At 27.8% G+C, this 24,271-nt stretch carries 20 protein-coding genes and 1 other annotated feature; of the genes, 14 read left to right on the top strand and 6 right to left on the bottom strand.

Translation table 11 applies throughout. From position 1 onward, the window contains the following. Positions 1–191 precede the first annotated feature (191 nt). The 3 genes from polC (at position 192) to ARA56_RS10040 (ending at position 5,954) form a co-directional block, all read left to right on the top strand. Positions 192–4,571, top strand: coding sequence for a DNA polymerase III subunit alpha (polC, locus tag ARA56_RS10050; protein WP_055266300.1), 4,380 nt, complete (start codon positions 192–194; stop codon positions 4,569–4,571). A gap of 182 nt (positions 4,572–4,753) precedes the next feature. After that, complete coding sequence (locus tag ARA56_RS10045) at positions 4,754–5,608, top strand: YitT family protein (protein WP_055266299.1); 855 nt, start codon at positions 4,754–4,756, stop codon at positions 5,606–5,608. A 22-nt stretch (positions 5,609–5,630) separates the two neighbouring features. Continuing rightward, positions 5,631–5,954 carry a DUF1904 domain-containing protein gene (locus ARA56_RS10040; protein ID WP_055266297.1) on the top strand — a complete coding sequence of 108 codons (324 nt, stop codon included), beginning with the start codon at positions 5,631–5,633 and terminating at the stop codon, positions 5,952–5,954. A gap of 172 nt (positions 5,955–6,126) precedes the next feature. Here the strand turns inward: ARA56_RS10040 and ARA56_RS10035 are convergent, their stop codons facing one another. Further along, positions 6,127–6,495, bottom strand: coding sequence for a metal-sensing transcriptional repressor (locus ARA56_RS10035; protein ID WP_172675761.1), 369 nt, complete (start codon positions 6,493–6,495; stop codon positions 6,127–6,129). A gap of 253 nt (positions 6,496–6,748) precedes the next feature. Between ARA56_RS10035 and ARA56_RS10030 the strand changes: the two genes are divergently transcribed. The 7 genes from ARA56_RS10030 (at position 6,749) to ARA56_RS10005 (ending at position 15,939) form a co-directional block, all read left to right on the top strand. Further along, positions 6,749–7,663, top strand: a complete 915-nt coding sequence (locus ARA56_RS10030; RefSeq protein WP_055266295.1) for a ParA family protein — start codon at positions 6,749–6,751, stop codon at positions 7,661–7,663. A gap of 6 nt (positions 7,664–7,669) precedes the next feature. Further along, positions 7,670–8,119, top strand: a complete 450-nt coding sequence (locus ARA56_RS10025) for a hypothetical protein (protein WP_055266293.1) — start codon at positions 7,670–7,672, stop codon at positions 8,117–8,119. A gap of 182 nt (positions 8,120–8,301) precedes the next feature. Further along, positions 8,302–10,401 (top strand): GGDEF domain-containing protein, encoded by a 2,100-nt coding sequence (locus ARA56_RS10020; protein WP_055266291.1) that lies wholly within the window; start codon positions 8,302–8,304, stop codon positions 10,399–10,401. 167 nt (positions 10,402–10,568) lie between these two features. After that, positions 10,569–13,796: a ligand-binding sensor domain-containing protein gene (locus ARA56_RS10015; protein ID WP_055266289.1), complete on the top strand. Its 3,228-nt coding sequence runs from the start codon at positions 10,569–10,571 to the stop codon at positions 13,794–13,796. Between the two features lie 164 nt (positions 13,797–13,960). Beyond that, a complete protein-coding gene (locus tag ARA56_RS10010; RefSeq protein WP_055266287.1) occupies positions 13,961–15,037 on the top strand; it encodes an HRDC domain-containing protein in 1,077 nt (358 codons plus the stop codon). Positions 15,038–15,238: 201 nt separating this feature from the next. Further along, positions 15,239–15,373 (top strand): hypothetical protein, encoded by a 135-nt coding sequence (locus ARA56_RS17030; RefSeq protein WP_269144317.1) that lies wholly within the window; start codon positions 15,239–15,241, stop codon positions 15,371–15,373. 155 nt (positions 15,374–15,528) lie between these two features. Beyond that, a complete protein-coding gene (locus ARA56_RS10005; RefSeq protein ID WP_055266285.1) occupies positions 15,529–15,939 on the top strand; it encodes a peptide deformylase in 411 nt (136 codons plus the stop codon). 50 nt (positions 15,940–15,989) lie between these two features. Here the strand turns inward: ARA56_RS10005 and ARA56_RS10000 are convergent, their stop codons facing one another. Together ARA56_RS10000 and ARA56_RS09995 are read right to left on the bottom strand one after the other, a co-directional pair. Continuing rightward, entirely contained in the window at positions 15,990–16,412 is a 423-nt protein-coding gene (locus ARA56_RS10000; protein ID WP_055266283.1) for a cytidine deaminase, read from the bottom strand. 48 nt (positions 16,413–16,460) lie between these two features. Next, on the bottom strand, positions 16,461–17,093 hold the full coding sequence (locus ARA56_RS09995) for a Crp/Fnr family transcriptional regulator (protein ID WP_055266281.1): 633 nt from the start codon (positions 17,091–17,093) through the stop codon (positions 16,461–16,463). A gap of 175 nt (positions 17,094–17,268) precedes the next feature. Between ARA56_RS09995 and ARA56_RS09990 the strand changes: the two genes are divergently transcribed. Next, a complete protein-coding gene (locus ARA56_RS09990) occupies positions 17,269–18,036 on the top strand; it encodes an HD domain-containing protein (RefSeq protein ID WP_055266279.1) in 768 nt (255 codons plus the stop codon). 167 nt (positions 18,037–18,203) lie between these two features. Here ARA56_RS09990 and asnB read toward each other — a convergent pair whose 3' ends face one another. After that, entirely contained in the window at positions 18,204–19,793 is a 1,590-nt protein-coding gene (gene asnB / locus ARA56_RS09985) for an asparagine synthase B (protein WP_055266277.1), read from the bottom strand. Between the two features lie 49 nt (positions 19,794–19,842). After that, positions 19,843–20,111: a binding site (T-box leader), on the bottom strand. Between the two features lie 253 nt (positions 20,112–20,364). Here asnB and ARA56_RS09980 point away from each other — a divergent pair. Continuing rightward, a complete protein-coding gene (locus ARA56_RS09980; RefSeq protein ID WP_055266275.1) occupies positions 20,365–21,534 on the top strand; it encodes an FMN-binding protein in 1,170 nt (389 codons plus the stop codon). A 52-nt stretch (positions 21,535–21,586) separates the two neighbouring features. Here the strand turns inward: ARA56_RS09980 and ARA56_RS09975 are convergent, their stop codons facing one another. Together ARA56_RS09975 and ARA56_RS09970 are read right to left on the bottom strand one after the other, a co-directional pair. Further along, complete coding sequence (locus ARA56_RS09975; protein ID WP_055266272.1) at positions 21,587–21,781, bottom strand: hypothetical protein; 195 nt, start codon at positions 21,779–21,781, stop codon at positions 21,587–21,589. 12 nt (positions 21,782–21,793) lie between these two features. Next, the gene (locus tag ARA56_RS09970) at positions 21,794–21,982 is read right to left on the bottom strand and encodes a hypothetical protein (protein WP_055266270.1); all 189 of its coding nucleotides are present in this window, start codon (positions 21,980–21,982) and stop codon (positions 21,794–21,796) included. Between the two features lie 274 nt (positions 21,983–22,256). Between ARA56_RS09970 and ARA56_RS09965 the strand changes: the two genes are divergently transcribed. Both ARA56_RS09965 and ARA56_RS09960 read left to right on the top strand, forming a co-directional pair. After that, complete coding sequence (locus ARA56_RS09965) at positions 22,257–23,441, top strand: M20 metallopeptidase family protein (protein WP_055266268.1); 1,185 nt, start codon at positions 22,257–22,259, stop codon at positions 23,439–23,441. A gap of 35 nt (positions 23,442–23,476) precedes the next feature. Then, the gene (locus tag ARA56_RS09960) at positions 23,477–24,127 is read left to right on the top strand and encodes a helix-turn-helix transcriptional regulator (RefSeq protein WP_055266266.1); all 651 of its coding nucleotides are present in this window, start codon (positions 23,477–23,479) and stop codon (positions 24,125–24,127) included. Positions 24,128–24,271: the final 144 nt, after the last annotated feature.

The raw sequence follows: 24,271 nt of genomic DNA, 5'->3' as shown, positions 1-24,271 counted from the left end.
ATATGTCTGTAGCAGAGATGTTGCAGACATATTTTTTGTATAAAATATGTAAAATCAAATAAAATAAAGATATTTGAGGATGTTTAAAGTTTAGCTATAAATATAGGCTTGTTTACATAATTACAAATTATGGTGTATAGGTATATAATAAAATAATATGAAGAATCTTTTAAGGAAGGTTTAAGAGAAAGATGAAAAGAGTAAGTGAAATTTTTGGTGATTTTTCTGCAGAGAGTAATATTATTAATGCTTTTGTAGAAAATGTTACATTAAGAAAAAAAACTAAAACCTTAGTGCTTGACATCCGTTCGGACAATTATCTTGATATAAAGGAGATAGAGGATTTTAATGATTTTTTAAAGAAGAGGTTCGGACTTAATGACTCTAAAATAGTTATAAAATACACAAAAGAGTTGGAAAAGAAACCTATAGAAGAAGAAATAAAAAATATAATGCTATTACTTTCTGTTAAGCATCCATTTTTAAGAGGGGCAATAAAGAATACAGAGTATGAGGTAAGTAATAATACAATAAATATTTATTTTAAGGTTGAGATATCACATATTTTTAGAGATTTAAATTATCATAAAGAGATTCAAGCATTTGTAAAGAATTTATATGGAAAAACTTATAATGTGAATTTTATTGATAAAGTAGACCATGAAGCTTTAATGAAGCTAAAAGAGGATGAACTTAAAAGAGAAATTACTACTATTAATAATGTAATTGAAAGTAGTATATCAAACTCTATGAGGAAAAGTAATAAGAAAGATAGTGGTAATGGTAGAAATTATGAAGGTAAGAAGGAGTATAATAGGCCAAAAGAGTATACGAAAAGTATTAAAAAAGAAGATAATGCAGCGCTTATATTAGGTAGAAGTGCCACTTTTAGAGATAAGATAATTAAAATATGTGACATTACACCATATGAAGGAACAGTAGCTATAGAGGGAGAGATAGCTAATATAGAAAGTAAAGAGTTACGTAGTGGTAAGATGTTAGTTTCTTTTGATTTATATGATGGGTCAAGTTCAATTAGTTGTAAGTGTTTCATTAAAGGTGAACAGTATGATGAGGTAATATCAAAAATAAAGAAAGCTAAGGGGTTAAAGCTTTGGGGAAATTCAGGGGTTAGTAAGTTTACTGGAGAGATAGAAGTAATTGCAAATACTATAGTGGAAACTAAAGGTATGACAAAGGTTGTAAGGAAGGATAATTCTGAGATTAAGAGAGTAGAACTTCATATGCATACTAAGATGAGTCAGATGGATGCAATGAGTAGTGCAGCAGATTTAATAAAGAGAGCTATGAGTTGGGGAATGAAATCTATAGCTATAACAGATCATGGAGTTGTGCAGGCTTTTCCAGAAGCACATAAATTATTAGGAAGAAATAATAGTGATATGAAAGTAATTTATGGGGTAGAAGCATATTTAGCACCAGATAAGAAAAACTCTGTAACAAATATAAAAGGTCAAAGTATAGATACTACTTATTGTGTTTTAGATTTAGAAACTACAGGATTTTCTCCTAAGACTGAGAAGATTACTGAGATAGGAATTATGAAAGTTCAAAATGGTAAGGTAATAGATAAGTTTAGCACTTTTGTAAATCCAGAAAAGCCTATTCCACAAAGAGTAGTTGAAGTTACTAATATAACTGATGATATGGTAAAAGATGCGGAGACTATAGATAAGATATTTCCTAAGATGCTAGATTTTATTGAAGGTAGTGTTTTAGTAGCTCATAATGCTGATTTTGATATAGGCTTTTTAAAGCATAATGCTAAGGTTTTAGGTTATGATTTTGATTTTACTTATATTGATACTTTATCTTTAGCTCAAGATATTTTTCCACACTTTAAAACATATAAGTTAGGAAGAATAGCTAAGCATCTTGGAATAAAGGTTGATGTTGCCCATAGAGCATTAGATGATGTTGATACAACAGTTAAAGTATTTAATATAATGATTGATAATTTAAAAGAAAGAGGAGCAACGACTTTAGAGGATATAGATAAATATGCTTTAGATGAAGAAGCTCAAAAAGAAAGCTATAAAAAGGTTAAAACATATCACGCTATCATCCTTGCAAAGAATTATGTAGGTTTGAAGAATTTATATAAGCTTGTTTCCTATTCACATTTAGATTATTTCTATAAAAAGCCTCGTATATTAAAAAGCATGTATAAGAAGTATTCTGAAGGATTAATTCTAGGAAGTGCTTGTAGTGAAGGAGAGCTTTATAAAGCTATATTACTTGGCAAGTCTGATGAAGAGATTGAAAGCATTGCAAAAGATTATGATTATTTAGAAATTCAACCATTAGGAAATAATGATTACTTAATAAGAAATGGTGAAGTACCAGATAAGGAATATTTAAAAGATATAAACAGAAAAATTGTAGCTTTAGCAGAAAAGCTTGGAAAGCTTGTTGTTGCTACAGGAGATGTTCATTTTATGGACCCAGAAGATGAAATATATAGACGTATTTTAGAAGCTGGGCAAGGGTTTAAAGATGCAGATAATCAGGCCCCATTATACTTGAGGACTACTGAAGAGATGCTTGAGGAATTCTCATACTTAGGGGAAGAAAAAGCTTATGAAGTTGTTGTGACAAACACTAATAAAGTAGCAGATATGTGTGAACAGATAAGTCCTATTTCAGCAGAAAAATGTCCTCCACATATTGAAGGTTGTGAAAAGACAATTAAAGATATAGCTTATGGCAAAGCTCATGAATTATACGGGGAAGAGCTACCTACTGTAGTTCAAGAAAGATTAGATAAAGAGCTTGATTCCATTATAAAAAATGGATTCTCAGTAATGTATATCATTGCTCAGAAGCTTGTGTGGAAATCAAATGAGGATGGGTATCTTGTTGGTTCTAGAGGGTCTGTTGGTTCATCTGTTGTAGCATATATGACAGGAATAACAGAGGTAAATGCTTTGCCACCACATTATAGGTGTAGTAAGTGTAAATATTCAGACTTTACAGACTATGGATATAAGAATGGATTCGATTTACCAGATAAAGAGTGTCCAGTTTGTGGAGAGAAGATGGATAAGGACGGTATGGATATACCTTTTGAAACATTCCTTGGGTTTAATGGAGATAAGGAACCTGATATAGACTTAAATTTCTCAGGTGAATATCAGGCGAAGGCTCATAGATATACAGAAGTTATCTTTGGTAAAGGAACTACATTTAAAGCTGGTACAATAGGTACAATAGCTGAAAAAACAGCCTTTGGATATGTTAAAAAATATTTTGATGAAAGAGATATACCTGTAAATAAAGCTGAAATTACTAGGATTTCTAAAGGATGCACAGGAATAAAAAGAACAACAGGGCAACATCCAGGTGGAATTATAGTAGTACCTAAGGGAAGAGAAATATTTGAGTTTTGTCCAGTGCAACATCCAGCAGATGATCCAGAATCAGATATAATAACAACACATTTTGATTATCACTCCATTGATCAAAATCTTTTAAAACTCGATATACTAGGTCATGATGATCCTACAGTAATAAGAATGCTACAGGATTTAACTGGGGTAGATCCTCAAAAGATACCTCTTGATGATAAGGAAACTATGTCTTTATTTTCATCAACAGAGGCATTAGGAGTAACTCAAGAACAGATAAATTCAAAGGTTGGAACTTTTGGAATACCTGAGTTTGGAACTAAATTTGTTAGAGGGATGCTTTTAGATACACTACCAAAAAGCTTTGGAGATTTATTATGTATATCAGGACTTTCTCATGGTACAGATGTATGGCTTGGAAATGCTAAAGATTTAATAGATTCAGGAACAGTTACTTTAAGTGAAGCTGTTTGTACGAGAGATGATATTATGATTTATCTTATAAAAAAAGGACTTGATCCTAATACTTCCTTTAAGATAATGGAAACAGTGCGTAAAGGTAAAGCTTTAAAAGACCCAGAGAAGTGGGCAGAATATGAAGCTATGATGAGAGAGCATGATGTACCAGAATGGTATATAGATTCTTGTAGAAAGATTAAATATATGTTCCCTAAGGCCCATGCAGCAGCTTATGTAATGATGGCATTTAGAATAGCATGGTTTAAGGTGCATATACCTAAGGCTTACTACACTGCTTATTTTACAATTAGAGCTAAAGCCTTTGATGCAGAATTTATGATTTTTGGAAAAGAAAAAGTTAAAGAAAAAATGAATGAGATAAATATGCAAGGAAATGAAGCTGCTCCAAAAGATAAAGATATGTACGATGATTTAGAAATTGTTTTAGAAATGTATGAAAGAGGAATAAAGTTCTTACCGATAGATTTATATAAATCAGATGCTACAAAATTTAAGATTGAAGATGAAGGAATAAGACCACCTTTAAATAGTATATCAGGTATGGGAAATATAGCGGCTGAATCTATATATAATGCTGTTCATGAAGATATTCCTATAAGTTCTATAGATAACTTAAGAAAGCGAGCTAAAATAGGAAACTCTGCTACAGACTTATTAAGAAAATTTGGATGTTTAGAAGGACTTTCAGAAAGTGACCAAGTAAGCTTCTTTGATGCAATGTAATATTATTAATAAATTTTATAAAAACATAAGTATTATTACAGTTTTTGCAGATATTATTATTAGATGGATAAATTTATGATAAAGTAAGAAAAAACTATTGAAATTTATTTATAACAATATAATATTAAATAATGTATATGATTAAAAAATAAATCTAAAGATAAATAAAAAGGAGAGGCAGTATGAGAAGTATAATCAAAAGAGTAATAGTTATAGTATTTTATGCAGTTTTAGCAGCTGTTGGTGTAAATATGTTTTTAGCGCCTAGTAATATATTTTCAGGAGGAGTTACTGGGCTTTCACAATTATTATCAACAGTTGGATTAGACTTTTTTAATATTAATATAAGTATATCTGCATGGGTATTAATCATAAATTTACCTTTAGCTGTTTTATCATGGCTTAAATTAGGTAAAAAGTTCACTATATATACAATATTAGCTGTTGTATCATCATCATTTTTTATGAAGATAATTCCAATGGTTGAAATAACTAATAATCAAATTTTAGCAGCTATATTTGGTGGAGTTTTAACAGGAGCAGGAGTAGGGCTATGCCTTAGAGAAGGTTTTTCTACTGGAGGTACAGATATTATAGTTCTTGTTGTTCAAAAGCTTACAGGAAAATCAGTAGGTCAAGTTGGACTTTTACTAAATGGAGCTATTGTATTAGCAGCAGGACTTATATATGGATGGGAGCAATCATTATATAGTTTAGTAGCTATTTATGCTATGACTCAAGTAATGGATATGTTCTTTATACAACAACATAAATTAACAGTTACTATTTATACTAAAAAAGGTGATGAGATGGCAAAGAATTTGTTATCAAACAACTTAAGAGGTGTAACTATAGGTAAAGGTTTCTTAGGCGGATATACAAAAGAAGAATTACAATCTGTTATAACAGTAATATCAAAGCATGAGCTTTTATTTATAAAGAAAGCGGTAGCAGAAGTAGATGAAGATGCTTTTGTAAATGTGCAACCAACAGTAGATGTAATAGGTAAGTTCTTAGATAAGTCTTTATTAGAATAATTAGAGTGGAGAGAAATTAATTATGCCGATGTTGAGAGTTAAGGGAATACCTCAAGAAGAGGTTATGAAGGAAAGTAAAGAATTAATAGACGAGTTAGTAGAAATAATAGAGTGTCCAAGAGATTATTTTACTATAGAATTAATTAATAATACATTTGTAATGGATGGAGAAGTAGTTGCTCCTCCTACTATAATAGAAGTTGCTTGGTTTGATAGAGGGCAAGAAGTTCAAGATAAAGTAGCTAAGGCTATAACAAATCATTTTAAGAAAGATAGAGAATGCTTAGATGTGGTTTTTCAAGGATTAGAGCATAGAAATTACTATGAAAATGGTGAGCATTTTTAAGAAAATATAAGTATACGTATATAAATTTATTAAAAATTAACCTATCCTGCTAACCAGAAGGATAGGTTATTAGATAACGGGAGTATGTAGTTAATAGATAGCTATATATTCCCGTTATTGCTTTATTTCCAAGGAAATATTTTATTTAAATAAATAACCTAAAATTAATTAATTATTTTATAAATAAATTTATTGCTTTATTAAGGTCTTCTATAGCTTGTCTATCACCAGATTCTACAGCTTCTACAAGGCAGTGCTCTATATGTTCTTGTAAGATTACTTTTCCTGTACTAGTTAGTGCTGATATTACTGCAGCTAACTGGATTAGTACCTCACTACAATCTCTATCATTTTCAACCATTCTTTTTACTGATTCTAAGTGACCTTTTGCTTTTGCTAATCTATTTAGTACTGCTTTAGTGTTTTGATGGACATGCTTATGGGTACTCCCATTATTACTATCATGGCTATGAATATAGGTCTTTCCATCATCACTAATATGGATATGTTCTTTTTTTTCATTAATTTCTTTTATGGCCATAATAAAAGTCCCCCCCCTTTAAATAAATATAGTATTTATTTAAAGAAATATTACTAATAATAATTTTATATTTTGCCGATATTTTTATATTGCCAAATTTGATAGTTAAATTGCAATTTAGAGTACGATAGAAAATGTTTATAAAGGTGATTATATTTAGATAGAACTTTAAAATCTAAATTTAATAGTAATGTAATTAAATAAAGAAAACTACAGTATAAATATGATGGGAGTATTTATAGGAGGAAGTTAATTGAAAATAATTTCTGTTGTTAATTACAAAGGAGGAGTTGGGAAAAGTACAGTTGTATCAAATTTAGGTGCTTTATTAGCTTTAGATGGATATAAGGTATTATTAATAGATTTAGATCCTCAGGCCAGTTTGACTTTTTCATATATGGGAATTGATGATTGGAAAAGGACATACAAGGATACAAAAACAATAAAAACTTTATTTAATTCAATTATTAATAGGAAAAAAGATAGTATAAAAAAATATATTACCACAGATTTAAAGGCTAATACTATAATAACTAAAAATGGAGGACAAGCTATAAGCTTATTACCATCTAGTACAGATTTATATGAAATACAAATAGAGTTAGCAAGAAGTATATCTGGAAATACAAAGAGAAAATACACTAAAAATAAACTTAGATGCATATCTGGTTTGAGAGAAGAGTTGATGACAGTATATGGAGAATATGATTTTGTACTATTAGATTGTCAACCAAGTTTTGATTTAATTACTCAAAGTGCAATGTATGCATCTGATTCATATATAGTGCCAACTAAATTGGATTATCTTTCTACAGTAGGGGCACCTACCTTATTGGAGCATGTAGAAAATTTAAAAAAAGAAGTTGAAACAGGGATAAATGAATTTGATTTTTATCAATTTAAGCATATGGATGTAAAGCTTATGGGTGTATTACCTACTATGGTAAAAATAATAAATGGACAACCAAAATTAATGCATAAACAATATTTAAATGAGATAAATTATGAAGAAAATTTAGATATATTCAATTCAAAGATTAGAGCAAATGATGAGGAGATAGATAATAATAATGATATTCCTTTTGTATTAACAAATTTAAATAGAAAGAAGACTCCAATACATTTAGATTTTGAGAGTTTAGAAAAAGAATTTTTAAGAAGGGTGTAAGGAACAATGGAGAAGAGTGATATTTTAAAGGTTAATAAATTAGTATTTGAATATGTATTAAACCTTGATGACTTACAATTAAAACAATTACTTGATGGAGTAAAAGTTTTAACTTTAAAAGATGGACAAGTTGATAAAAATAATTTAGTAGATAAAAAGAAATTGGTGAAAGAGCCTAGGACAAATAAGGAAAAAGCTAAAGATAATAAGGCTGAGAAATCATCTGAGAGCAATATATTAGGAGAGGCTTTAATAAAATTAAATTCATTTTTAACTAAAGAAGAAGCTTTAGATTATTTGAAAAATAGTGGTTTAAAAGTAAAAGAATTAAAGGCTATAGCTAAGCAAGCAGAAATTTTTGTTAAAAGCAAAAGTAAAAAAGATGAAATTATAGATAAGTTAGTTGAAGGTACAGTAGGAGTTAAGATTAAGATGAAAATATTAAGAGAAGGTTAATATTAAGATTTATAGTAGGTATTTCTAGTATATTTAAGAAATACCTACAGTGATTTAATGCTTAAAGATACGATATTCATTTACATATTAATATAACTTATATTACAATAATAGTACGTGTGGTATATTAATGAAAAATATGAAATATTTTGAATTTAAAGTGTTTCATTTATGGAGGAAAAATGAACTTCGAAGATGTTATTCAAGAATTAGAAAAAATAGCTATTGATGAAGAATATATAAATATAATTTGTAGTAAGATAAATGAATTAGAACTTAAAATTTCAAAAGAAATATATGAAAAATTAATAGATTATGTAAAAGAAAAAGATTTAAAACATGCATATCCTTGGATAATTCATAACTATGGTTGGATACAACATGAATTAGGTAATTTTAATAAGGCTATAGATGTTCATATAGAAGCATACAACATATTCCAAAAACAAAAGAATTCCGAAGGGATTTTATCTGCTATAAATGCTTTAGTAGGTAATTATTCTTTTATACAACAGTTTGATAAAGCTATTGAATACGGAATGGAAGGAATAGAATTAGCAGAAAAATGTTGCAATTATCAAGCTTTAAACAGTATTAAAAATAATATGTCTATAACATATGTAGAGATAGGAGAGTTTGAAAAGGCAAAAGAATTACTTGAGCAGATAGCTAATTTACCTAATATAAATGCAAATCATAATAAGATAGTAAATTTAATGAATCTTGCAGAATGTGAAAGAGAATTGGGGAATTATGAGCTATCATTAGAGTATTTAGAAAGTGCGTTAGGAATTGCTAAAAGTTTTGCTACAACCTTGATTCCAGGAGTTTTAGAGCAAATGGGACGAACTTATTGTGCTAAGGGATTATATAATATTGCTGATGAAAAGTTTCAAGAAAGTATAAACATCTCTAGAGAGACAGAACAGAAATTATGTTTAAATGAAGCTTTACTATACTGGTCTGAAGTAGATTTAAGGGTAGGAAGATATAAGGAAGCTATTATAAAGCTTAAAGAAGTAGAAGAAAATATAGAGATTGTTAATTCTATAAGAAATAAAAATAAAATATATTCAAATATAAGTTTAGCCTATAAAAATATAGGTGATTATGAAAATGCATATTTATATTTGGAAAAAGTTAATATGTTACAAAAAGAAATATTTAATAAGACACGACGTGAGAGTATAAAAAATTTAGATAAAAAAAGAGAAGAAGAAGAATCGAAGGTATATAAATTTTTATATAACCAAATGGAAGTTTTATATAGCGTAGGTCAAAGGATAACAGCAAATTTAAATAGAAAAAATATTTATAAAATTATTGCTGAGGAGATTAAAAATTTAATTCAATGTGATGTACTTCAAATATCTTTAATAAATGACGAGAAAAAAACTTTAGAGTATAAATTATGTATGAACTTAGATGATAAATTAGAAATGCCTCCAATTAATCTTGATGACGAAAATAGATTTGGAGTATATGCTATTAATCATAAACAAGAGATATTAATAAATGATTTAAAAAGAGAGTATTATAAATATTTTAACAATTTTGAAGATTTTATAGAAAAATTAGCAGAAGAACAAAGTAGGACATTAGAGCGTTTTTCTCAGTCTTTGATATTTGTACCTATAATGATACATTCAAAAGTCATAGGAGTAATTGGTGTACAAGCATATGAAAAAAATGCTTTTACATTAAAAGATGTAAATACTTTAAAGATATTATCTACATATATAGGTATAGCTTTAGAAAATTCTAGACTTTATAAAGAAATAAAATATAGAGCTAATTATGATGTGTTAACAAAGATATTTAACAGAAGAGAAGCTTTAAGAAAAAGTGAAAAAATATATAATAAGGTAAAAAAATATTATGATAGCTATTGGGTTATGATGGTTGATGTAGATAATTTTAAAAAAATAAATGATACTTACGGACATCAAACTGGAGACAAGGTTCTTGCTAGTATAGCTAAAGTTATTAAAGAATCCATAAGAGAATGCGATATTGTAGGAAGATATGGTGGAGAAGAGTTTATAGTTATAGTAAAGGACGATAAAAATAGCTATTTAAAAATTGCAGAAAGAATAAGGAATAATATTGAAAATACAGTTATTAACATAGGTGAAAATGAAATAATTAAAGTAACCTCTAGTATAGGTATAACTAAGATGGATGCTACTGATAAAACTTTTCAACAAATTATTAGTGAGGCAGATAAAGCTTTATATAAAGCTAAAAATTCTGGAAAGAATAAGGTTGTAGCATATTATTAATAAAAGCATATTAGATAATATTCAAAGAAGGTATCTCTAAAAATGTATTGGAGATATCCTTTTTTTGTTTTTATATGTAATAAAATCATATTTATTGTAAAAAAATCAAATAAAATGATATAATTAATAAAAAGGAAATATAAGGAAAATAAGGATGGGGAAAAAGTATGAATAATAAATATAAAAGTATATTGATTGTAATATTATTCATAATTGTAATTTTTAATTGTATAGTTGATAAAACCTATGCAGTTGTTAATGATGCAAATCGAAATTTCAAGCGTATAACAACTGATGATGGATTATCACAAATTAGTGTTTCTACTATAATTCAAGATAGAAAAGGATATATGTGGATTGGAACTGGTGATGGGTTAAATAAATATAATGGAAGTAAGTTTCAAGTATATAAATATAATCATAAAGAAAATAGTATAAGTGGAAATTCAATAACAGATTTAAAAGAGGATTTAGATGGAAATATATGGGTAGGAACTACTGCTGGATTAAGCAAGATAAATACGATAACTGATGAAATAACAAATTATTTACCAAATGAAAATGGATGTAATATTTCGCATTATAGAATTAGAGCAATAATGGTAAGTAAAAAGGGAGATATTTTAGTAGGAACTAATGATGGATTAAATATTTATGACAGAGAAAATGATAATTTTATAAGAATATATAATTCAGAAGATTACAATAGTTCATTGAGCAATCAAGAAGTATATTCATTAACAGAAGATGTATACGGAAATTATTGGGTAGGAACAAGAAATGGATTAAATAGAATTAATAATAAAACTGGGATATTGGAAAGATATTTTGCACATGAAGATGACGAAAATAGTATAAGTCATAATTTTATTTATAGTTTACATGCCGATAATCTAGGATATTTATGGGTTGGAACTTATTATGGAGGACTAAATAAGTTAAATTTGGAAACAGGAGCTATAGAAAAGTTCATGCCTGGTCTTGATAGTGGAATTCCAGGTTCCTATATAAGAGATATATTAAGAGATAGTAGGGGGGACGTATGGGTAGCTACTGATAATGGTTTTAGTAAATTCATTGAAGAAGAGAAAAAATTTATTAAATATAAATCTTCTAGATATAACTTAGGTAGTCTAATTAGTAATGATACAATGACTATTTGTGAGGATAGTTCAGGAGCGATTTGGATAGGGACTAGTGAAGGGATAAGTTTATTTAATCCAGAAAATTTATTTAATTATTATAAAGCAGATCCATTTGATAATAACTCTTTAAGCTCTGACAACATATCAGGAATATATGAAGATAATGATGGAATTTTATGGATAGGCACAATGTTTGATGGATTAAATGTTTTTGATAGAAAAAATAATAAATTAATAAGAGTTGACCAGATAGAAGACTATGATGGGGAATTTTATATTAGTAATAACTTAGTTAGAGATATTACTGGAATAGATGATGAGATTTGGATAGCTACTGAAAATGGCTTAGATAAGTATAATAAAAATACAAAGGAGAAAATTCAGTATAGAGAAGAAAGTGGATTACCTTGTAATGATGTAAGAACTTTACTTATAGATAGTGAAGGAATACTATGGATAGGAACAAGGGATGGTATAGGAATTTCTGATAGAAATGGGAAGTTTGGTAACTATTCACAAAGTTTTATGGATGCTGGAGTAAATAAATTATTTTTTAATGATATCCATGAAGATAAGGATGGAATGATATGGATTGCAGGTAGTATAGAAGATGGGCTAATAAGATTTAATAAAAAGACAGCAGAGATTAAAAAATACAATTATTTTGGGGAGAATAAAGAAGCGAGTAACAATACATATAATTATATTATTTCAATAAATTCTGATTCTAAGGGGAACATTTGGTTAGCTACTGATTATGGTATAATCAAGTTTAATAAGGAAAGTGAAGAGTATAAGCGATATACAGAGGAAGACGGATTACCTAATAATTTTGTATATGGAATTTTACTAGAAGATGAAGAGTATTTATGGGCTAGTACTAACTATGGAATTACTAAATTTAATATAGAAGAAGAAAAGTTTATAAACTATGAGAGTGCTGATGGCATTCAAGGAAATGAATTTAATCAGTATGCTTATTTTAAAAGCAATAGTGGAGAAATGTTTTTTGGTGGAATAAACGGACTAACAAGCTTTAGACCAGAACAAATAAATGAAAAAGAATTTATACCAAATGTTCAAATTGAATCATTATCTACTAATTATGGAAAGTTAATTATATCTGATGAAATAAAGTTAGATTATAAAAACAATCAATTAGAGTTTGAATTCTTTTTGCCAGATTATAAAGATAATAGAAAAATAAATTATGCATATAGATTATTTGGACTAGATAAAGAGTGGGTATTTTCAGAGAGTAAAACTAGTATTAATTATACAAATATTAACCCAGGAGAATATGTATTTCAAATAGCAGCTAGGAATTCTAGTGGTAAGTGGAGTGAGCCTACGAGTATTAAGATTAAAATAGATAATCCACCATGGAAAACTCATTTTGCTTATTTTTGTTATGGTACATTAGTAATTATTATAATTTATGTAATATGGAATAGGGTTAAAATATTAGATAGTATGGTAAAACAAAGGACACTAGAATTAAATAATAAGTTAATTGAAAATAATGTTCTATATTCAAAATTATTAAGTCATGAAAAATATAAAAATAATTACTTCATAAATCTATCACATGAATTAAGAACTCCATTAAATATAATATCATCTACTCAAAAGGTTATAGAAAATTTAAATAATCAAGAACAGAAAATTCCTAAGGAAAAAATGGCTTATTATATGAATAGTATAAAGAGAAATTGTACAAGGCTTATGAATCTAATAGATAATATAATATATACGTCTAAGATAGAGTCTGGAACATACAGGTTGAATTTTAAGCAACATGATATAGTATATTTAGTTGAAGAACTAGCATTATCTATGAAGGAATTAATTGAAGAAAATGGTATTGAACTTATTATTGAACCTTTTATAGAAGAAAAGATAATAGAGTGTGATGATATAGAAATTGAAAGAGTTATAATGAATTTAATATCAAATGCTATTAAATTTACAAATAGAGATGGAATAATTCAAGTTTTCATATGGGATTTAGGTGATAGGATAAAAATATCTGTAAAAGATAATGGAATAGGAATAGATCCTAAGTATCATAAGAGTATTTTTGATAGATTTTCACAGACATACTCAGAGAGTACCGAAGAACATGGTGGAAGTGGATTAGGATTAACTTTAAGTAAACAATTAATAGAACTTCATAATGGTATTATTTGGGTAGAAAGTGAATTAGGTAAAGGTAGTGAATTTATTATTATATTACCTGTAAGACAATAGGAATAAATTGTTTGCAAAGCTCACAGGTGAAAGGTCGACTTCGTCGAAGTGAAAAGGCTACTTTTCACCAAAGTGCTTTGCATTTTATTTTTGTTCTTCTTGTGCTAAATATTAACTTATATAGAAAATATGCTATAATATTTACATAAGGAGGACGTATAGAGATGGCAATATTTAAAAATTTATTTGGCATAAGAGAAATAAAAACACCAGTGTTTTATAAAGATTTTAAAGAAGAAAATAAAGAATTAAGTGACTTATTAGAGTTAAAAAATAAGGTTAAGTCTAGTAAGGTTAAATATATAGAAAGAGATATAGAATTTTTAAAAAATGTAATACAAGGTGAAAAGAATGTGTATCTTGAATTAAAGAATTCTTCTATACCGATGATATGTTTACATGATATAAAAATAAAGGATGGAGATTATATAGCACAATTAGACTTTATAGTAATTACAACTAGGTTTGTTATGATATTAGAGACTAAGGGGCTTAATGGAGAGATACATATAAATGAAGCAGGAGACTTTGTTAGATATATAAAAGATAAAAATAATAAGATTATAGATAGCGAGAAAGTTATTAGTCCTATATTACAAAATAATAAAAATGTAAAAGTAGTTAGAGATCTTTTAATAGAAGCTGGAATAATTAAAACATTACCTATTTTTTCGAGCGTTATTGTATCAAATGATAAGAGTATAGTTAATAAGAGTAAAGCACCTAAGAAAGTTAAATATGAGATTTTTACTTATGATGAGTTAACAGAACTTATAAATAGAAAATTAAGTTGCTACAGTAAAGAGAAAAAAATGTTTGAAGATAAGATGAAGAAAATAGCTGAATATTTTATAGCAAATAACATTGATATAAAATATGATTATAATAAAAAATACAATTTAACTGAAATAGATTTTATAGAAGTAAAATTAGAAGAAAAATCTATTATAGAGGATATTGGATATAGCTCTAAAGAAGAAGTTATTGATGAAAATTTAAATAATGAGGTTTTAGATAAAGTAAAGTCTTATGAACAGTTAGTTGATGAGCTTAAGAAATATAGAACTTATAAAGCTAGAGAAGAAAATATTAAGCCGTATTATATATATAATGATGAAATGATAGAGGAAATAATTAAGCTTAATCCAGATAATAAAAAGAAGCTTATTCAAATAATAGGTTTTGGACCTAGTAAGATTGATAAGTATGGTCAGGATATAATAGATATACTTAGAGAATAGAGTATATTTTAAAAATAATTATAAGTTATGCTTTAATAGCACCTACAATTAATTTTGTAGGTGTTTTTATTTTAGGAAAGCTATATTCTCATAAATTAGATAGTAACTTTATGAAAATTTAAATTAATATATAAATATTTAAAGAAATGGATAAGCTAAATTAGAGAATACATTTAATTTATAATTATAGGAGGTATTACTATGAAAAATAAAAAAAATAGTAAGGTCAACACTGATCCATCATCTTCAAATTACGCTCAAGATGTAAGAAATAAAGCTCTTGAAAATACTCCTTTTGGAGAAGATGAACCATCTACCAAGACAGATTATAAATAATATGTGTTATTAATTAAGAGACTGTAGAGGTGAAGAATTAACTTTAATCTACAGTCTCTTTTGATTTAAGAAATAAATAATGTGTATAATTAAATATGTTTAAAATAAATTTTGATATATAATGAGAGATAGAAATTAGAAAGGTTGGAGTTAATATGATAAGACCAATTATGAAGGATGTATTATTTTTATCGCAAAAGTCAGAACCTGCAACTAAAAATGATATTGCAGTTGTTGATGATTTAATAGATACATTAAGAGTAAATTTAGAATATTGTGTAGGTATGGCAGCTAATATGATAGGAGTTAAAAAGCGTATATTAGTGTTTAGTATAGGTAATATTATAGTTCCTATGATAAATCCAGTTATATTAAAAAAGGAAAAAGCTTATGAAACAGAAGAAAGCTGTTTATCTTTAACTGGCTTTAGAAAAACAAAGAGATATGAAACAATAGAGGTAGAATATTTCGATAGAGATTTTAAAAAGCATAAACAAATTTTTAATGGATTTACAGCACAGATTATACAACATGAAATTGATCATTTTGAAGGTATAATAATATAAATTAGAAAAAGACTGAAGTATTAAATCATTAGTACTTCAGTCTTTTAAATTTATTCTAAGTTTTTTCCTGTAAAAGCTAAAGGAAGAAGTTCACCAAGGGTATACTCTAAGTATTCTTCTGTACTTTTAGCAATAATTACTTTAAATGTATCTAAATCGCAAAATTCTGCCATAACTTGCCTGCATACAGCACAAGGAGCGCAGAAGTCACCTTCACCAGCTTTAATACCGTGTTTATTACCAACAATAGCTATAGCAGTAAATTTCTTTTCTCCTTCAGAGATTGCTTTGAAAAAAGCAGTTCTTTCAGCACAGTTTGTTGGTGTATATGCAGCATTTTCTATATTACAACCTGTATAAATATTACCGTTATCACATAGTAAAGCTGCGCCTACATCAAAGTTTGAGTATGGAGTGTAGCAAAATTCTTGAGCTGCAAAAGCCTTTTCTATTAATTGTTTTTTATCTATCATAGTATCCCTCCTAATGAGTATTAAAAGATTATATTATTTTAATCATAATTAGCAGAAAAAAATTATATCAAGTAGTTTATTAATATCTTTTACTTTAATGTGCCCTTTATTATAATCAATTATATTATCATTACTTAATTCTTTAATAATTCTGTTAACACTTCTAATGTTTGACCCAACACCTTCTACTAATAAATCTTTATGTATAGTGTCTAAATCATGTTCTTCTAGGAAACGCCATAAAAAGAACGCTAATCTATATTTCAAAGGATAAACTATATTTGCCTTACTATTGATTGAGGTAGTATATAGCTTATGGGACAATTGTATATGTATATATAAAGAAAAATCAGAATCATATCTAATCCAGTCTAAAAAAGACTTTTTAGGTATTTTTATTACTTCACAAGGTTCTAATGCTTCTACATAATTTAATATAGGCTTATCAATAAATATTTCTAACTCACCAAATATTTCATATTCGCAATAGATTCTTTCTAAGTATTTAACTCCAGTAGGAGTTAAAGAATAAACTTTAACTTTACCTTTTTTTATTATATAGACAGAATTAGCAGCTTCATTTTGAAATAAAATCTTATCAAAACTATTAAAAGTTATATTTAAAAAATCTTGCTTTATATGACTAGGACAAGTTTCTAAAAGATAAGATAAACTATTCATTTTAATTCTCTCCTTATTAATAAAGTAAATAGATTATATCATATAAATTATGATAAATAAGATATATAAAATAATTTAAGGACAAATGTCCAAAATATAAATATTATAATTATGAAAATTGATATAATATAATAAAGTTTTAATTTATTTTATTATTAGGGGTAAGGGGAGTAATATGTTAGTAGATAGAGAAAAAGCTCTAAGAGCATTTAATGATTATGTAGAAAAATATGATATAAATAATGAGAAAATAAGACTTAAAACAGAACATACTTATCGTGTATGTGAGCTGTGTGAAAAGATAGCATTAAGTTTAAAGTTAAGTGATGAAGAAGTTAATATAGCATGGCTAACAGGTCTTCTTCATGATGTAGGTAGATTTGAACAAGTAAAGAGATATGGAACATTTAATGATCCTAAGTCTGTTAATCATGCTAAATTAGGTAGTGAAATTCTATTTAATGATGGAATAATAAGAAATTTTATAGAAGATATGTCTGAAGATAATCTAATAAAATGTGTTATTGATAATCATAACGCATACAGAATAGAAGAAGGTATTTCTGAAAGATATAAGACATTTTGCAATATACTAAGAGATGCAGATAAGATTGATATATTTAAAGTAAATGCTATAATTCCAGCAGAGGAAATTTATAATGTGACAAATGAAGAGTTGTGTTCTTCAGAAGTTACAAAAGAAGTTTTAGATAATTTTAAGAGAAGAGATACAATCTTAAGAACATTGAAAAAGACTGCTGTTGATAATGTTGTTGGACATATTTCTCTTATATTTGGGCTTGTATACGATGAAAGTATAAGAACGGTTGAAAGGCAAGGATATTTAAAGGAGCTTATTGAATTTAAATCGGAGAATGAGTCAACTAATAAACAATTTGATGAGATTAGAAAAATTGTAAGAGAGTATATTGAAGAAGTTTAGAAAAATGGCAAGTTACAAGTGATAAGTTAAGGGTGAAATAGATAGCAGTTTATTTAAATTATATTTATTTGCTAACTTATCACTTGTTGCTATTAAGTAAATACATTAAGTCTTTGAAGTATTGAAATACTAAAAATTACATTATATTTATAAAGCAGTATATAAAGTTATTTACCACTATCACCGTAATTTGATAGCACTCTTGCGCTAGGGTCGCTTACGTCACAGCCTTCCCAGGATTTATTTGGCATCCAAAAGTCGTGAATCATTTCGGCTTGATTTGGATAGTGTTTTTCAAAAATCTCTCTATATAATAAAGATTCCTTTGTAAATGGCTTAGCATGATAATTGTACTTTTTAGAAAGATATTCAAATTCATCATCAGAATATTTTAATTCTGCATATTCTTTTAAATAATCTACCATAGAATGACCTACAGCATCACTGAAAGCAGCTTTTTCACGATATAATATACTAAATGGTAGATATTCATCTTCAAAAGCATGTCTTAATAAATATTTTCCCATGTTATATTTATTTAATTTCTTTTCTGGATTAATTGACATAACATATTTTACAAAATCTAAATCACCAAATGGAACTCTTGCTTCTAAGGAATTGGAGCTTATACATCTATCAGCTCGAAGTACATCGTACATATAAAGTTCTTTTACTCTTTTTACTGATTCTTTTTGAAACTCTTCTGCATTTGGAGCAAAATCTGTATACTTATATCCAAATAATTCATCAGATATTTCACCCGTTAGTAGAACTTTTACATTAGAAGTTTTATGAATTTGCTTACATAACAAGTACATACCTATACTTGCTCTAATAGTAGTAATATCAAAAGTACCAAGGATTTTAATAACTTCATCAAGAGATTCAAGAACATCTTCTTTTGTCATATAAAAAGCTGTATGGTCACTATTGATATAATCAGCAACTTCTCTAGCATATTTTAAATCTATTGCATCTTCACTCATTCCTATACAGAATGTCTTTATTTGTATATTAGGATGTAATTTTTGAGCGATTGAACAAACTAATGAACTGTCTAATCCACCACTTAATAAAAAGCCAACAGGAGCATCTGCATCCATACGCTTCTTAATAGCAGTAACTAATTTATCATGAATATTACTGCAAATTGTATCTAAGTCATCATCACAATAATCATGGTCTAAAGCTGTAATGTCGCAATAGCAAGTGAATTTACCATCTGCATAATAATGACCAGGTGGAAATGGTATGATTTTATGAGTTAAACCAACTAAGTTTTTTGCTTCACTAGCAAAGAGTATTTTCCCAGAGTCAGAATAGCCATAAAATAAAGGTCTGATTCCTATAGGATCTCTAGCAGCAATATAAGAATCTTTTTTACCATCATAAATAACAGTTGCAAACTCAGCATCTAATTTAGAAAACATCTCTACTCCGTACTCATAATACATTGGAAGTAGAATTTCACAATCACTATTAGAAATAAATTTGTACCCTTTAGAAATTAAATTATCTTTAATAGCTCGAAAACCATATATTTCCCCATTACATATGGCTGCATCAGTATTATTAGTGAATGGTTGCATTCCACTAGGGCTTAAATCCATAATGGAAAGCCTTTGAAATCCCATGATACCAGATTTAAGATGTAGAAATCTTGTCATATCTGGGCCTCTAGTTTCTGTTCTTTGTAATGCTTCTTCAAATTTTTCAAATTTAATGTCTGTGCCAGTATAACACATAATTGTACACATAGTACAAGCCCCCTTTTTAAATATAAAAATAGCCTCAATTCATCTTAATATATAGGACGAATTGAGGCTTATCCGCGGTACCACCTAATTTACCATAAAGGTCTCTCTTTCCAGCAAGTACTGGTATCTATGTAACGTATAGAATACGGCGTACCTACTATTTCTCATCAAAAACAAACATAATGCTTGTATTTTAAAAAGAAATTTCAGATTGCAGCTACGGAGTGTTATTCAAAAAAACTCTGCCACTGGGTTTACACTGTCTCCAGCTCACTGTAGGTGAATATTTTTTTTACTTGTCTCCATCATTGCCTTTCAAACAATTTTCATAAATATAAAGTTTGCTAAAGTAAGAGTAAAGACTTTTTTAAAATCAAATAGTTAAAAAAACTGTAATAATATCACTAGTTTTTAAGATATATTATGCAAGTTTTAAAGATGTGTGAACAAGAAAAAGAGATATATAGCAATATATACAATGTTTCGAACAATATTTACCTATTAATCGTAGAGAAAGCAATATATAATGAGAATGAAAATGTTAACAATTAAACAATTAGGGGGAAGAAAAATGAAGAAAAGATTAATAGCTGCTTTAGCTATACTTACACTTGCTTTCGGATTAACTTCATGTACAACAGAAACAAAAGATAAAGGAATTGAAACAACACAACCAGTAGTAGAAACATTTGCTGCTGAGTATGAAATGAAAGGTACTACATCAGCTGGAAAGCCTAAAAATGATACGTTTATCTTTGAAGGAACTACTGAGGATGGAATTATTACAGAATTAAATTTCGATATTATCCGTAATAAAGGTACAGAAGGAGAATATTCTAAAAAAGATATAATGGGATATCAAATGAATGTTTCTGATGTACAAATTGAAAAAGTTGGAGAAGATTTTAAATTAACAAAGTTAAGCGCTGCTGGTTATGATCCTGCTTTTGAAGGTGGACAATATATGATAACAGCATCAGCAGATATTATTAACGATACAACTAAATTTAAAGATTTAACTTTTATAAATCTAGCTACACAAGGTGAATTAGAATTTGATAAAGCCATTGCTGGTTACAAATATGTAGCTGTAGAAGCTGGAATTGAAGATTTAAATGAAGATACTTTAGTTAAAGACATAATAGCTAAATATGATTTACATAAGGATGGTTCTTTTGTAGAAGGAACTAATAGAATTTCTTTTGCAGGGTTTAATGGTGGAAGAAGCTATGGAGAACAAATCGATGCTATAGCTATTCATATATTAGATAGTAAAATGACATTAGAAGATGTTTACGAAATGTTCAAAACAATTAACCAAATAGACCAACCAATTGAAGAAAGAGATGCAGTATCAGGAGCTACTATTTCATTTGTTGGAGATTTCCAAAGAATGGTTTATGTTGCTATGAATGGAGAACTTTTTGAAGGTGTTGTAACACATACAATAACAGATGGAAATACAAAGGTAGAAGTAGTTACTCAAGGATACGGTGGAGAAATAGAAACTCACGTAACATTTGATAGTACTGGTAAAATTATAGAAATAAAAGTTAGGGATGCTAATGAGACAGATGGTATAGGTGCTGTATTAACTACTGAAAATTCTGAGTTTATAAATGCTTTAGTAGCAGGACAAGATAACTTAGAAGGTGTTGAAGTAGTATCAGGAGCTACAAAAACTTCTGAAGCTTTAGTTAAAGCTGCTAACTTTGCAGTAGAATATTACAAAGGTTTATAATATGAAAATAAAAAACTCCTTGATATGAATCAGGGAGTTTTTTATATAAATACTAATCTTTAAATCCATAAGCAGATGTTTTTGTAGCTGATAAAGCTTCATTGACATTTGATAAAGTATTTTGTAAAAGTTGCTTGTTATCATTATCTTCAACAGTGTTAATAGCTTCAAGAAGCAGTGATTGAGCATAAAGAACATCATTAAGGGCAGCTTTTAGTTCTTCTTTTGCATTAGGTTTATGTCCCATAAGAAATCCTCCTTAATCTTTAAAATGAAGAAGTGTATATTGAGCTGAATCTAATGCACTTCCAACAGCCTTTAAGGCTGCATGTATTTCGGTTCTATTATGAGTACCTTCAGAATGAAGATAAGCAGAGTTTAAATGATTTTCACAACAACATAATTCATCAATAACTTCTCTTAGATTATCTTTAGCATTATAAGGCATAGTTCACACCACCTTTAAAAAAGATTATGAATATATTTTGTGTAGAAATATGAAAAAAGATTATAGTAAAAAGTATTAAATAAAGGTAGTGTAAGGGAATTGTTTTTGTTGAATATAAACAATTTAGTTTAATAGCGCCTTTTATATAAAAATTAAGGAATAATTAAATTAAAATTAACAGAAAATATGACTATATATGTCCTGTTTAAGGTTTAATATATGAAATTGAAAAGAGGATATATTTATAGAAAATTATTTAAATACGAGGTGTAATATGAACGATTTTATAAGACAAGCACAAGAGATAAAAAATGATTTAATAACATATAGAAGAACTATGCATAATAACCCGGAGGTTGGAGCTGAATTACCACAAACAAAAGCTTATGTTATGAATAAGTTAAGAGAGTTTGGATATGAGCCAAAAGAGATTTGCGAAAGTGGGATAGTAGCTACAATAGAAGGGAATAAGCCAGGAAAAACATTTTTATTAAGAGCAGATATGGATGCACTACCAATGGTTGAAGCAACTGAGTGCGATTTTAAATCAACAAATGGATGTATGCATTCTTGCGGTCATGATATGCATACTGCAATGCTTTTAGGGGCAGCTAGATTACTTAAGCAAAATCAAGATAAAATTGAAGGTACTGTTAAACTAGCATTCCAACCAGACGAAGAAGGTTTTACTGGGGCTAAAAAGATGATAAAAGCAGGTGTACTTGAAAATCCTAAAGTAGATGCAGCTATGGCTATGCATGTTCACTCTGGCACACCTTCAAATGTAGTATTATATGGTTTAGGTACTAGCATTGCTGGATGTAATAGATTCAGAATAGTTGTAAATGGTAGAGGATGTCATGGAGCAATGCCAGAAACAGGAGTAGACCCTATTAATATAGCAGCTCATATATATATATCTTTACAAGAAATAATAAGTAGAGAAATATCTGCAACTAAACCTGCTGTAGTAACAATAGGTAAATTTGCTGGTGGAGATGCTCCAAACATAATCCCAGGAGAAGTTATTATGGAAGGTACAATAAGAAGTTTAGATAAAGAAGTTGGTGAATTTATCTTTAATAGAATTAATGAAATAGTAACATCAACAGCAAAAATGTTTAGAGGCGAAGCAGAACTAATAGAGTTATCTTCAGTTCCACCTTTAACTAATGATACAGATTTAGCTAATGAACTTGGAAGATATGTAAAAGAATTAATTGGAGAACAAGCTGTTGTTTCATTCCAAGGTGGAGGTATGGGATCAGAAGATTTTGCATCTTATTCATATGAAGTACCAAGCACTTACTTTATGTTAGGAGCAGGTATAAAGCAAGAAAATCCACTATATGGAGAACCAATGCATAATGAGAAGGTTGTATTTAATGAAGATATATTAACTACAGGGGCAGCAATGCATGCTTATTGTGCAATTAAGTGGTTACAAAATAATAAGTAATTGATAATAATTTTATAAATTATAAGGAGCTAGATATGAGATTATTAGAAATACTATTTTATTTATTAAAATGTAACTCTAAAACTACAATTAAAGAATTAGCTAATAGATTTAACGTATCACAAAAAACTATACAAAGAGACTTAGATAAACTATCTGTTTTAGGTATTCCTATAATCTCATATAGAGGAGTTAATGGTGGAATTGAATTAGACAAAAACTATATAATAGCTAAATATGTATTAACAGAAAATGATTATAGAGACTTAATATTATCATTATATATTTCTGAACAAGTAATAGACGATTTAAAAAAATCAGATCTTATTGATAAATTTAAACTTATTAATTATGATAAATGCACAGAGATACTAGATAAATTAGAGGATAGATTTATAGTAGACCTAGATGATAGAAATAGAGTTATTAATAATGAAGTTTGTAAGATTATAGATAAAGCTTTAGATAAAAAAACATATGTGAAATTAGAGATTAAAGAAAAAAATATAGAAGTGTTTCCGATTTCGTATGTATTAAAAAAAGAAGGTTTATATTTATATTGTTATGATGACAAGTATAAATTGATATTAATAGATAATATATGTAATGCAACAGATTGCGAGAGAGTTTTTAATGGAGAAATAGTTAAATATAAGGATAATAAAGATGAGATTATAATTACATAATAGATATTTGCTTATTACTATATTTGAGAATATTCAAAGATTCTCAGGTAGTCAATTTGATTCTGTAATTGTAAAAGTATTTATGGAAGTAGTGTAGAAGGAACATTTTAAATATAAAAGTTAATAAATTATAAGTAACAAAAT

It is taken from the genome of Clostridium disporicum (genome assembly GCF_001405015.1).
Taxonomy (GTDB): Bacteria; Bacillota; Clostridia; order Clostridiales; family Clostridiaceae; genus Clostridium; species Clostridium disporicum_B.
The sequence above is the reverse complement of the archived record's forward strand: the minus strand, read 5'-3'. Positions and strand labels throughout refer to the sequence as shown.

Excerpts from the sequence above, each read along its gene's own strand:
- ARA56_RS09995 (WP_055266281.1), bottom strand. The coding sequence starts at position 17,093 with ATGAATAGTTTATCTTATCTTTTAGAAACTTGTCCTAGTCATATAAAG.
- ARA56_RS09965 (WP_055266268.1), top strand. The coding sequence starts at position 22,257 with ATGAACGATTTTATAAGACAAGCACAAGAGATAAAAAATGATTTAATA.
- ARA56_RS10025 (WP_055266293.1), top strand. The coding sequence starts at position 7,670 with ATGGAGAAGAGTGATATTTTAAAGGTTAATAAATTAGTATTTGAATAT.
- ARA56_RS10000 (WP_055266283.1), bottom strand. The coding sequence starts at position 16,412 with ATGATAGATAAAAAACAATTAATAGAAAAGGCTTTTGCAGCTCAAGAA.
- asnB (WP_055266277.1), bottom strand. The coding sequence starts at position 19,793 with ATGTGTACAATTATGTGTTATACTGGCACAGACATTAAATTTGAAAAA.
- ARA56_RS10010 (WP_055266287.1), top strand. The coding sequence starts at position 13,961 with ATGGCAATATTTAAAAATTTATTTGGCATAAGAGAAATAAAAACACCA.
- ARA56_RS10005 (WP_055266285.1), top strand. The coding sequence starts at position 15,529 with ATGATAAGACCAATTATGAAGGATGTATTATTTTTATCGCAAAAGTCA.
- ARA56_RS17030 (WP_269144317.1), top strand. The coding sequence starts at position 15,239 with ATGAAAAATAAAAAAAATAGTAAGGTCAACACTGATCCATCATCTTCA.
- ARA56_RS09980 (WP_055266275.1), top strand. The coding sequence starts at position 20,365 with ATGAAGAAAAGATTAATAGCTGCTTTAGCTATACTTACACTTGCTTTC.
- polC (WP_055266300.1), top strand. The coding sequence starts at position 192 with ATGAAAAGAGTAAGTGAAATTTTTGGTGATTTTTCTGCAGAGAGTAAT.
- ARA56_RS09990 (WP_055266279.1), top strand. The coding sequence starts at position 17,269 with ATGTTAGTAGATAGAGAAAAAGCTCTAAGAGCATTTAATGATTATGTA.
- ARA56_RS09975 (WP_055266272.1), bottom strand. The coding sequence starts at position 21,781 with ATGGGACATAAACCTAATGCAAAAGAAGAACTAAAAGCTGCCCTTAAT.
- ARA56_RS10020 (WP_055266291.1), top strand. The coding sequence starts at position 8,302 with ATGAACTTCGAAGATGTTATTCAAGAATTAGAAAAAATAGCTATTGAT.
- ARA56_RS10040 (WP_055266297.1), top strand. The coding sequence starts at position 5,631 with ATGCCGATGTTGAGAGTTAAGGGAATACCTCAAGAAGAGGTTATGAAG.
- ARA56_RS10045 (WP_055266299.1), top strand. The coding sequence starts at position 4,754 with ATGAGAAGTATAATCAAAAGAGTAATAGTTATAGTATTTTATGCAGTT.
- ARA56_RS09960 (WP_055266266.1), top strand. The coding sequence starts at position 23,477 with ATGAGATTATTAGAAATACTATTTTATTTATTAAAATGTAACTCTAAA.
- ARA56_RS10015 (WP_055266289.1), top strand. The coding sequence starts at position 10,569 with ATGAATAATAAATATAAAAGTATATTGATTGTAATATTATTCATAATT.
- ARA56_RS10035 (WP_172675761.1), bottom strand. The coding sequence starts at position 6,495 with ATGGCCATAAAAGAAATTAATGAAAAAAAAGAACATATCCATATTAGT.
- ARA56_RS09970 (WP_055266270.1), bottom strand. The coding sequence starts at position 21,982 with ATGCCTTATAATGCTAAAGATAATCTAAGAGAAGTTATTGATGAATTA.